This is a genomic window from Micromonospora sp. NPDC005194 (genome assembly GCF_040608335.1).
Lineage (GTDB): Bacteria > Actinomycetota > Actinomycetes > Mycobacteriales > Micromonosporaceae > Micromonospora.
Map to the genome: position 1 here is coordinate 1 of NZ_JBEXIA010000073.1, position 10,775 is coordinate 10,775.

At 72.2% G+C, this 10,775-nt stretch carries 7 protein-coding genes; 2 read left to right on the plus strand and 5 right to left on the minus strand.

The features are described from left to right. Positions 1-185 precede the first annotated feature (185 nt). Entirely contained in the window at positions 186-3,701 is a 3,516-nt protein-coding gene (gene metH / locus ABZU53_RS31300; RefSeq protein ID WP_355069173.1) for a methionine synthase, read from the minus strand. Positions 3,702-3,963: 262 nt separating this feature from the next. Here metH and ABZU53_RS31305 point away from each other — a divergent pair, with 262 nt between their 5' ends. After that, a complete protein-coding gene (locus ABZU53_RS31305; protein ID WP_145782100.1) occupies positions 3,964-4,833 on the plus strand; it encodes a PAC2 family protein in 870 nt (289 codons plus the stop codon). A 120-nt stretch (positions 4,834-4,953) separates the two neighbouring features. Then, positions 4,954-5,745, plus strand: a complete 792-nt coding sequence (locus ABZU53_RS31310) for a GntR family transcriptional regulator (protein ID WP_355069175.1) — start codon at positions 4,954-4,956, stop codon at positions 5,743-5,745. 348 nt (positions 5,746-6,093) lie between these two features. Here the strand turns inward: ABZU53_RS31310 and mshC are convergent, their stop codons facing one another. The 4 genes from mshC to ABZU53_RS31330 form a co-directional block, all read right to left on the minus strand. Continuing rightward, positions 6,094-7,332 (minus strand): cysteine--1-D-myo-inosityl 2-amino-2-deoxy-alpha-D-glucopyranoside ligase, encoded by a 1,239-nt coding sequence (gene mshC / locus ABZU53_RS31315; RefSeq protein WP_355069177.1) that lies wholly within the window; start codon positions 7,330-7,332, stop codon positions 6,094-6,096. A gap of 66 nt (positions 7,333-7,398) precedes the next feature. Further along, the gene (locus tag ABZU53_RS31320; protein WP_355069179.1) at positions 7,399-8,217 is read right to left on the minus strand and encodes an SCO1664 family protein; all 819 of its coding nucleotides are present in this window, start codon (positions 8,215-8,217) and stop codon (positions 7,399-7,401) included. Continuing rightward, positions 8,214-8,795 carry a DUF3090 domain-containing protein gene (locus ABZU53_RS31325; protein WP_354863290.1) on the minus strand — a complete coding sequence of 194 codons (582 nt, stop codon included), beginning with the start codon at positions 8,793-8,795 and terminating at the stop codon, positions 8,214-8,216. The genes ABZU53_RS31320 and ABZU53_RS31325 overlap by 4 nt, the downstream gene beginning before the upstream one ends. Positions 8,796-8,988: 193 nt before the next feature. Next, a complete protein-coding gene (locus ABZU53_RS31330) occupies positions 8,989-9,702 on the minus strand; it encodes an MSMEG_4193 family putative phosphomutase (RefSeq protein ID WP_355069180.1) in 714 nt (237 codons plus the stop codon). Positions 9,703-10,775 lie beyond the last annotated feature (1,073 nt).

Below are 10,775 nucleotides of genomic sequence, written 5' to 3' on the forward strand. Positions count from 1 at the left end.
CCTGGTCACGTCGGCGACCTTCCGCCTGCCCGGCCCTCTCGCCGTGCTGGTCGCACAGGTCGACCAGATGAGTGGCGGCCGGGTCGACCTCGGCAGCCCGCTTGTCGGGCCGCCTTGAGACGGCATGATCATGGTTCAGCGGCCTTCCGAACGATCTCAGGCGCAGGTCAGGGAACCGGTGCCCGTTACTTGGCGTTGAAGTAGCTCGCTTCCGGGTGGTGGACCACGATGGCGTCGGTGGCCTGCTCCGGCATCAGCTGGAACTCCTCGGACAGCTCCACGCCGATCCGCTCCGACCCGAGCAGATCCACGATCTTCGCCCGATCCTCCAGGTCGGGGCAGGCCGGGTAGCCGAACGCGTACCGGCAGCCCCGGTAGTCGTTGCGCAGGATTCCGGCCAGGTCGCTCGGGTCGTCGTGGCCCAGCGGACGCCCGTCGGGCAGGGTCAGCTCGGCGCGGATGCGCCGGTGCCAGTACTCGGCGAGGGCCTCGGTGAGCTGCACGGACAGCCCGTGCACCTCCAGGTAGTCGCGGTACTCGTTGCGGGCGAACAGCTTCGCCGCGTACTCACTGACGGGTTGCCCGACGGTGACCAGTTGCAGCGCGACCACATCGAGCTGGTCGCCCTTGGGCTTGAAGAAGTCGGCCAGGCAGAGCCGTCGCTCCTGGCGCTGGCGGGGGAAGGAGAACCGGGCGCGCTCCGCGTGCCCGTTCTCGTCGAGCACCACCAGGTCATTGCCTTCGGAGTACGCGGGGAAGTAGCCGTACACCACGGCTGCCTCAAGGACCTGGTCGGCGATCAGCCGGTCCAGCCAGTACCGCAGACGCGGCCGGCCCTCGGTCTCGACCAGCTCGTCGTAGGAGGGCCCGTTGCCACCCCGGGCGCCGTTGAGCCCCCACTGCCCGCGGAACGTGGCCCGCTCGTCGAGCAGCGCCGCGTAGTCGGCCATCGGTACACCCTTGACCACCCGGGTGCCGAAGAACGGCGGGGCGGGCACCTCCACGTCCAGCGCCACATCGGAGCGCACCGAGGAGTCGTGCAGCTCCGGCAGGGACTCGGTGACCATGGTGCGCTGCCGTTCCCGGCGGGCACGACGGGCCGCCAGGGCCGCCTCCCGCTCCGGGTCGATCACCGGCGCTCCGCCGCGCTTGGCGGTCATCACCTTGTCCATCAGGGACAGACCCTCGAACGCGTCCCGCGCGTAGTGCACCTCACCGGGGAACATCGACCGCAGGTCGTCCTCGACGTACGCGCGGGTCAGCGCCGCCCCACCCAGCAGGACCGGCCAGCGGTCGGCGACCCCGCGCGTGGCCATCTCGGCCAGATTCTCCTTCATGATGACCGTGCTCTTGACCAGCAGCCCGGACATGCCGATCGCGTCGGCGCGGTGCTGCTCGGCGGCGTCCAGGATGGCGCTGATCGGCTGCTTGATGCCGATGTTGACGACCTCGTAGCCGTTGTTGGACAGGATGATGTCGACGAGGTTCTTGCCGATGTCGTGCACGTCGCCGCGCACGGTGGCCAGCACGATGCGGCCCTTGCCGCCGTCCTCGGTGGTCTCCATGTGCGGCTCCAGGTACGCCACCGCGGTCTTCATCACCTCGGCCGACTGGAGCACGAACGGCAGCTGCATCTGCCCGGAGCCGAACAGCTCGCCGACGACCTTCATGCCGTCCAGCAGGATGTCGTTGATGATCGACAACGGCGTTCGGCCGCCGGCCATCGCCTCGTCCAGGTCGGCCTCCAGGCCGTTGCGCTCACCGTCGATGATGCGCCGCTTGAGCCGCTCGTCCAGGGGCAGCGCCGCCAGCTCCTGCGCACGGGTGGCGCGCGCGCTGGTCACGTCGACGCCCTCGAAGAGCTCCAGGAAGCGCTGCACCGGGTCGTACCCCTCGCGGCGCCGGTCGTAGACCAGGTCGAGCGCGACCTCGCGCTGCTCGTCGGGGATCTTCGACATCGGCAGGATCTTGCTGGCGTGCACGATGGCCGAGGTCAGGCCGGCCTGGACGCACTCGTGCAGGAACACCGAGTTGAGCACCTGCCGGGCCGCCGGGTTGAGCCCGAAGGAGATGTTCGAGATGCCCAGGGTGAAGTTGACCCCCGGGTAGCGGGTGGAGATCTCCCGGATCGCCTCGATCGTCTCGATGCCGTCGCGGCGAGTCTCCTCCTGACCGGTGGCGATCGGGAACGTCAGCGCGTCGATCAGGATGTCGGCGCGGTCCATCCCCCACCGGCCGGTCAGGTCGTCGATCAGCCGTGCCGCGACCCGGACCTTCCACTCCTTCGTACGCGCCTGGCCCTCCTCGTCGATGAGCAGCGCCACCACCGCCGCGCCGTGCTCGCGCACGACGGGCATGACCCGCGCGTACCGGGAGTCGGGGCCGTCGCCGTCCTCGAAGTTGACCGAGTTGACCACGCACCGGCCGCCGAGCATCTCCAGCCCGGCCTCGACGACGGCCGGCTCGGTGGAGTCCAGCATGATCGGCAGCGTCGACGCGGTGGCGAACCGGCCGGCCAGCTCGCGCATGTCCCGGGTGCCGTCGCGCCCGACGTAGTCCACGCACAGGTCGAGCAGGTGCGAGCCGTCACGGGCCTGGCTGCGGGCGATCTCCACGCAGGCGCGGAAGTCACCGGCGAGCATCGCCTCCCGGAACGCCTTCGAGCCGTTGGCGTTGGTCCGCTCCCCCACCATCAGCACCGACGCGTCCTGGGCGAACGGCACCGGGTGGTAGACCGACGAGACACCCGCCTCGTGCTGCGGCTCGCGGGCCGGGGCGGTGACGCCGTGCAGCCGCTCGGCCAGCACCCGGATGTGCTCCGGCGTGGTGCCGCAGCAGCCGCCGACGAGCCCCACGCCGTACTCGGTGACGAACCGCTCCAGGGCGTCGGCCAACTCCACGGGAGTCAGCGGGAAGTACGCGCCGTCGGCGGTCAGCACCGGCAGGCCGGCGTTCGGCATCACCGACACCGGGATGCGGGAGTGCTGCGACAGGTAGCGCAGGTGCTCGCTCATCTCGGCCGGGCCGGTGGAGCAGTTGAGCCCGATCAGGTCCACCCCGAGCGGCTCGATCGCGGCCAGGGCCGCGCCGATCTCGCTGCCCACCAGCATCGTGCCGGTGGTCTCCACGGACACCTGGCAGATGATCGGCACCTGCTGCCCCAGCTCGGCCATCGCCCGCTTCGACCCGACGACCGCCGCCTTGACCTGCAACAGGTCCTGGCAGGTCTCGATGATCAGAGCGTCCGCGCCGCCGTCGATCAGGCCGGCGGCGTTTTCCTGGTACGCGTCGCGCAGGGTCGCGTAGTCGGCGTGCCCGAGGGTCGGCAGCTTGGTGCCCGGCCCCATCGAGCCCAGCACGAACCGGGGCCGGGCCGGGGTGCTCGCCGCGTCGGCGGCCTCCCGCGCGATCCGGGCGGCCGCCGTCGACAGCTCCCGGATGCGGTGCGGGATGTCATATTCGGCCAGGTTGGCCAGGTTGGCGCCGAAGGTGTTGGTCTCCACGCAGTCCGCGCCGGCGGCCAGGTAGGCGTCGTGCACCCCCCGCACCACGTCGGGACGGGTGACGTTGAGGATCTCGTTGCACCCTTCGAGCCCGTCGAAGTCGTCGAGCGTGAGGTCAGCGGCCTGCAACATCGTGCCCATCGCCCCGTCGGCGATGAGGATCCGATCGGCCAGCACATCCAGCAACGAAGTCCGCACCCGTTCAGGTTAGTGCGATCCTGCGTGAACCCGAGCGCCGTCCGGGCCCGATCCCATATTGTGTCGGGCGGATCACGCTGTCCGGTTCGCCGCCGTATGCCCGGTGGTGGACCGGGCGGACCGGCGCGGCCGACGGGCCGCATCCCTGCCCGGCACGTAGGCTGGCGGACGTGAAGGACAACAGGGACGCCGCCGTGCACCACGGCCCGACGACCGGGCGCGGTCCCGGTGTCGGCCGCGACGAGCAGGGTGAGGTGACGGCGTGACCGAGTTCGACGGACTGCCGGTACTGCGGTCCCCCGTGGCCATTGCCGCATTCGAGGGTTGGAACGACGCCGCCGACGCGTCCACCGCGGCCGTCGAGCACCTGGAGCAGGTCTGGAACGCGCGGCAGATCGCCGAGCTGGACCCGGAGGACTTCTACGACTTCCAGGTCAGCCGGCCCACCATCACCATGGCCGACGGGGAGACCCGCCGGGTGGAGTGGCCGACGACCCGGTTCATGGTGGCGAGCCCCGAGGGCACCGACCGGGACGTCGTGCTGATCCGGGGCATCGAGCCGAGCATGCGCTGGCGGACGTTCTGCGAGCAGGTTCTGGAGATCTGCCACAGCCTGGAGGTGGAGCGGGTGGTGCTGCTCGGCGCGTTGCTGGCCGACGTGCCGTACACCCGGCCGTTGCCGATCAGCGGCAGCGCCTCCGACGCGCAGGCCGCGGAGCGCTACCAGCTCACTCCGACCCGCTACGACGGCCCGACCGGCATCGTCGGCGTGCTGCACGACGCCTGCGCCCGCGCCGAGGTCGACGCCGTGTCGTTCTGGGTGCACGTGCCGCACTACGCCAACAACCCGCCCTGCCCCAAGGCCACCCTCGCCCTGCTGCACCGGGTCGAGGAGGTCGTCGACCTGCCGGTGCCGATGGCCGACCTGGCCGAGGAGTCCGCCGAGTGGGAGCAGCGGGTGCGCAGCGCCGCCGAGCAGGACGCCGAGCTGGGCGAGTACGTCCGCGAGCTGGAGGAACGGGTCGGCGACGAGGGCATCACCCCGTTGACCGGTGACGAGATCGCGCAGGAGTTCGAGAAGTACCTGCGGCGTCGGGGCGGTTCGGCCGGCCCCACCGCCGGCTCCTGGTAGCACTGTTCTCTGCGGGCCCTCGGACCTTTCTGGTCCGGGGCCCGTTTTCGCGTGTCCGGGGTGGCGCCGTCACACCCTCTACGGCATCCTAGGAACCTAGATGTGATCAAGGAGGCGGGTGTGCAGATCAACCCCGGCGCGGCCGAGTTCCCCCACCGGCAGATCGCCGCGCAACTCAAGGACCAGGTCCGCCGCGGTGACTGGGGGCCGGGCGAACGGCTGCCGTCCATCCCGGCCATCGCCGAGATGTTCGGCGTCGCCAAGCAGACCGTGCAACGCGCCGTCGACCAGCTGCGGGTCGAGGGCATCCTGATCACCAAACCCGGCTCCGGTACGTACGTCCGGGGCACCCGGCGCCGACTCAACCGGCTCTCCCGGGGCCGGTACGGCGGTTTCCGGGGCTACCACACCGACCTGGCCGCTCGGTACCGCCAGCAGCTCGTCTCGGTCGGCCGCGCCCCCGCGCCCGCCGAGGTCGCCGACGCGTTCGGCGTCTCCGACGGCACCAACCTGCTCTGCCGCCGCCACCTCGTGCGCACCGACGACTCCCCCGTCGAGGTGGGCGCCTCCTGGTTCCTGCCCGCCGACACCGCCGGCACCTCGCTGGAGCGCGCCGAGGCGTTCGGCCGGCCGCTCTACCAGGAGGCCGAGGAGGCCACCGGCCGGCGGTACGTCTCGGCCACCGACACGATCAGCGCCCGCCAGCCCAGCCGGGAGGAGGCCGAGACCCTCCAGATCCGGCCCGACACCCCGGTGCTGCACCTGCTGCACGTCGCCTACGACGCGAACCGCAAGCCCATCGAGGTGGCCCAGGCCACCTGGCCCGGCCCGATGACCACCCTCACCGAGGAGTACAAGATCCCCGGCCCGACCCCCGACCCGGAACCCGACCCCGGCCTGGTCCTGGGCTGACCAGCTCGTCACCGCGCCCCGGTGCCGCCCAGCCGTCTGCGTCCGCTCGTCGCGGTGCTGGTTCGGGGGGTGGGCCGGCATTCGTGTCCGCGGGTGGGGTCGGATGCGGCGGCCGAGGAGGTCGACGCCGGTGCGCGGTGACCCGCGGCGCGGTCAGGGCCTCGAGATGGCTGGGTGCCATCCACGCTGTTGGGCGTCATTCCTCAGAGTCATATTCATACCGCAGAGTCATGAGGGTCGAACGCGAACCCGCCCCCGGCCGGCGTCGGCCACCACGTCCTGCGCGCTGCTCCGACAGGAAACCGTCTCCCGCGCCGCGGAGGGCTGCGGCGTGGCCGTGGACGCGGGTCAGAGGCGGATGCCGAGGAGTGCGTCGACGGTCTTGGCGAAGAGGGCGGGGGCCTCGGCGTCGTCCGTGGCGCCGGACAGGGTCACGTCGGCCCAGCGGTCGGCCACGGCCAGGGCGCCCGGGGTGTCGAGGTCGTCGGCCAGGCGTTCGCGTACCCCGGCCAGCAGCTCGGCCCCGGACGGCCCCGCGGGCGCGGCGGCGGCCCGCCGCCAGCGGTCCAGGCGCTCCTGCGCGGCCGTGAGCAGCTCGTCGGTCCACGTGCGGTCGCCGCGGTAGTGCCCGGAGATCAACGCCAGCCGGATCGCCATCGGGTCGACCTTGTCGGCGCGCAGCCGGGAGACGAAGACCAGGTTGCCGCGCGACTTGGACATCTTCTCGCCGTCCAGGCCGATCATCCCGGCGTGCACGTAGTGCTCGGCGAACGGCGCCTGGCCGGTGAGCCGCTCGGCGTGCGCGGCGGACGCCTCGTGGTGCGGGAACAGCAGGTCGTTGCCGCCGCCCTGCACGTCGATCCGGTCGCCGAGCAGGTTCAGCGCGATGACCGCGCACTCGATGTGCCAGCCCGGCCGGCCCGGGCCCAGCTCCCCGCCCGGCCAGGACGGCTCCCCCTCGCGGGCGCCGCGCCACAGCAGCGGATCGAGCGGGTCGCGCTTGCCGGCGCGGTCCGGGTCACCGCCGCGCTCCGGGAAGATCTCCAGCATCTGCTCGCGGGTCAGGTTGGACTCGTAGCCGAACCGGCCGGTGGCGGAGATGTCGAAGTAGACGTCGCCGGTGCCGTCGTCGAGCCGGTACGCGGCACCGTCCTTGAGCAGCACCTCGACCTTGTCGGCGATGTCCGGGATCGACTCGACGGCGCCCACGTAGTGCTCCGGCGGGATGATCCGCAGCGCCTCCATGTCCTCGCGGAACAGCGCCGTCTCCCGCATCGCCAGGACCACCCAGTCCTCGCCGTCGCGGGCGGCCCGCTCCAGCAGCGGGTCGTCGATGTCGGTGACGTTCTGCACGTAGCGCACCGGGCGCCCGGCGTCCCGCCACATCCGCTGCACCAGGTCGAACGTGATCATGGTGGCGGCGTGGCCGAGGTGGGTGGCGTCGTACGGGGTGATGCCGCAGACGTACATGCTTCCCGCGTCGACCGGCTCGCTCGGGTGGACGCCCTGCCGCGCCGAGTCGTACAACGCCAGCGGCTCGCCTCTGCCCGGCAGCCGTGGCACCTCGTGTCCCGCCCAAGACTCCATGGCCTCAGCCTAACCAGCCCTCAGGCGGCACCGGGCCGCCCCACGGGTGATCAAGATGACAGCGGTTCACATCGGCGGCCAGGGCACCGCCGGCCAGTCCTCCGGCGGCTGCGGAAAGCGGCCGGTCTTGCGCAGAACGTCGATGCGGGCGGCCAACTCGGCGATCTCGCTGATCGTCAGGTGATCGGCCAGCTCGTCGCCGAGCGCCCCGGCGACCTGCCCGGCAAGGCCGTCGAGCATCTCCACGGCGTCCGGCGGCAACTGCTTTCCGGCCCAACCCCACAGCACCGTCCGCAGTTTGCCCTCGACGTGGAAGCTCACCCCGTGGTCCACGCCGTAGATCCGGTCGTCCGCGCCGACCAGCACGTGGCCGCCCTTGCGGTCCGCGTTGTTGATCACCGCGTCGAGCACCGCGAGACGGGCCAGCCGGGGGTCGTCGGCGTGGGCGAGGGCGTACGCGACGCCGTCGTCGTCCCGCGCCGCCGCGATGGGGAACCAGCGTGGCGGCAGCTCGTCGGCCGGCACGAACCCGACGAGCGGCTCGGCGTCGTCCGGCTCGTCGATCCAGAGCTGGCAGGAGCCGGGGCCGAACGGCCCGTCGCGCAGCACGGTGGGCGGCACCAGACCCCAGCCGGTGGCGTCGGAGACCAGGAACGCCGACACCTCCCGCCCGGCGAGGGTGCCGTCCGGGAAGTCCCACAGCGGGCGCTCGCCGCGCACCGGCTTGTAGACACAGCGGGCCGTGACCCCGTCGAGGGTCAGGATGCCCCGCAGCGTGGTGTTCGACGCGTCGACCAGCCGGCCCTCCAGGTCGAGCGTGCCGTCGCGCAGCAGCCGCAGCGCGGCGTCACCGTCGCGCAGGGGCTCGAGGCCGGACAAGGTCACCGGTGGTAACCGTTGTGCCGCGGGCACAGGTGCCCGGCGGGATCCAACGGCTGGCCGCACAGGGGGCACGGCGGCCGGCCCGCGTTGACCACGCGCCGGGCCCGCTCGATGAACTGGCGGGTGGCCTGCGGGGTGAGCCGGACCCGAAGCCGGTCCAGGTCCTCGTCCGGCTCGTCGTCCTCGTCCTCGTCGTCTTCGTCGTCCTCGTCGCCCAGCTCGACCTCGGGCTCCACCTCGCCGGCGGCGATCGCCTCGATCACCACGGTCGCGGTGTCCACGTCGAAGGCCAGCCCGAGGGTCCCGACCCGGAACTCCTCATCGACCGGAGTGTCCAGCGGCTCGTTGTCGCCGATCACCGGCGCCAACTCGGGCAGGTCCACCCCGAAGCGACGCTGCGCCTCGGTGAGCAGCTCCTCCAGCTTCTCGGCGAGCAGGGACACCTGGACCTTCTCCAGCGCGACGCTGACCAGCCTGCCGCCGCCGCGGGCCTGCAGGAAGAACGTGCGCTCCCCCGGCGGCCCGACAGTCCCGGCGACGAACCGCTCCGGCGGTTCGAAGGCGTGCACCTGGTGGGTCATACCCACGACCCTATCCGGCCCGCCATGGCATCGCGCACCCCACCGACCCGAATCACCGCAGGGGCAACGCGCCCGGTGTATCGGGGGCCACACCCGGGCGTGGCGGCCCCCCGGGCCGTCGCGGCCTCAGCGTTCGCGGGGGTCGCGGCCCCGGCCGTGGCGGCCTTGGTCGGTGGTGGCGTCACCGCGCGCGTCACCTGGCCGCACCCGCCCCGCCGCCCACGGCGGCGTCCGAGTCGGCCGCCCGCGTGGTCCGCCGACGCCGCTTGCGCGGCGGCGGGACCAGCGCGGCGAGGTCACCGCCGGTGTCGTTGAGCCGCACCAGGAACGGTCGCAGCGGCGTGAAGCGGATCGCGGTCACCGACGCCGGGTCGGCCACGATCCGCTGAAAAGCATCCAGGTGTACGCCGAGCGCGTCCGCCACGATGGCCTTGATCACGTCACCGTGGCTGCACGCCAGCCAGACCGCCTCGGGCCCGTGCTCCGCGCTCACCCGGGCGTCCCAGTCGCGTACGGCCGCCACCGCGCGGGCCGCCATCGCCGCCATCGCCTCCCCCTGCGGGAAGACCGCCGCGCTGGGATGCTGCTGGACCACCGGCCAGAGCGGCTCCTTGGCGAGCTTCTTCAGCGGCTGCCCCTCCCAGCTGCCGTAGTCGCACTCGATCAGCCCCTCCTCGACCACCGGCGTGGCCTGCGGCACCGCCAGTTCCAGGGTCTGCCGGCAGCGGATCAGCGGACTGGTGACGACCGCCGCGAGCGGCACCGCCCGCAACCGTTCCCCCACCGCCGTGGCCTGGGCGCGCCCGGTGTCGTCCAGCTCGACCGGCTGCCGACCGGCCAGGCCGCCGTCGGCGTTCGCCGTGGTACGGCCGTGTCGCAGAAGCAGAAGGGTCGCCACACCGATCACCCTAGGGCCTCACCCGTGCCTCCGATCGCCGCGGGCTCCGCGCCGCACCCCGTGCCGTTCTCCGAGGCCGGGCTCCGAGGCCGGGCTCCGAGGCCGAGTTCCTTGATCGACTCGGGCTCTTGAATGTCGGGGTGTCCCGGTCGTCCGGATGCCCCGGTTTGCAGGAACCCGAGTCGATCAAGCCTGAGGGTGCGAATGACTGCCACCGGCAGGTCAGGCGCCCTGCTGGCTATGAGGGATTGGCCAATCGGGCGCCGAGCCCCGGCAGCGATGTGGGAGTGTCCCGCTCGCTTGGTATGACGATGTCGCCGACCTGGAGTCGACAACCGCCGGGCAGCCGGCCTGACGCGCCCGACCTGTCCAGTCGGGCGTGATGTCCGCTTGGCGACGGCTGGCGACGGCTGACGCGTTCGGCAATGATCGATACGGCATCGGCGATGTGGGGATGTCCCGCTCGCCTGATACGGCGATGTCGCCGACCTGGAGTGGATCACAGCCGGGCGACCGGCCTGACGCGCCCGGCCTGGTGTGTTCTGGGCCTGGTGTCTGGTTCGGGCCGGCGCTCACCTGTGACCGGTCGCATCCGTGGGCTGGAATCGTGGCGGGCCGGGGGTCGTTACATACCCTGACGATCGCAGGACCACCGCCACCCCGCCCGCTCGACCGGCGGGGGAATGGCCAGCCGGGCCGGGTCGTTGCAGACCCCCCGGAACGACCGCAGACCCCGCCGACCGGTGCGCCCCTCCGGCCCACCGCCGCGGGAATCCCCCCGGCCCGACAGCCGTTACACACGGTCCGGCGCCACGAGCCCCACTCGCGGGCCGCCCCGGGAATCCCCCCGGCCCGACGGTCGTTACACACCGTCCCGGCGCCACGAGCCCCCCGCTCGCAGGCCGCCGCGCCGCGAGCCCCGGCTCGCAGGCCGCCCCCAACTTTCCCCCCTTTTTTGTGCAGCGCCCGACGAGGTGCTCACACCCACGTCACCCACCCCCGTGTGGTGGCGTGTGGTGTTCCTACCCCCGAAGGAGCTACCCCCATGAACACGATCTTCCGTAAGAGCATGCTGTCCGTTG

Coding starts and splice junctions, on each gene's coding strand:
- mshC (WP_355069177.1), bottom strand. CDS start 7,332: ATGGAGTCTTGGGCGGGACACGAGGTGCCACGGCTGCCGGGCAGAGGC.
- ABZU53_RS31325 (WP_354863290.1), bottom strand. CDS start 8,795: ATGACCCACCAGGTGCACGCCTTCGAACCGCCGGAGCGGTTCGTCGCC.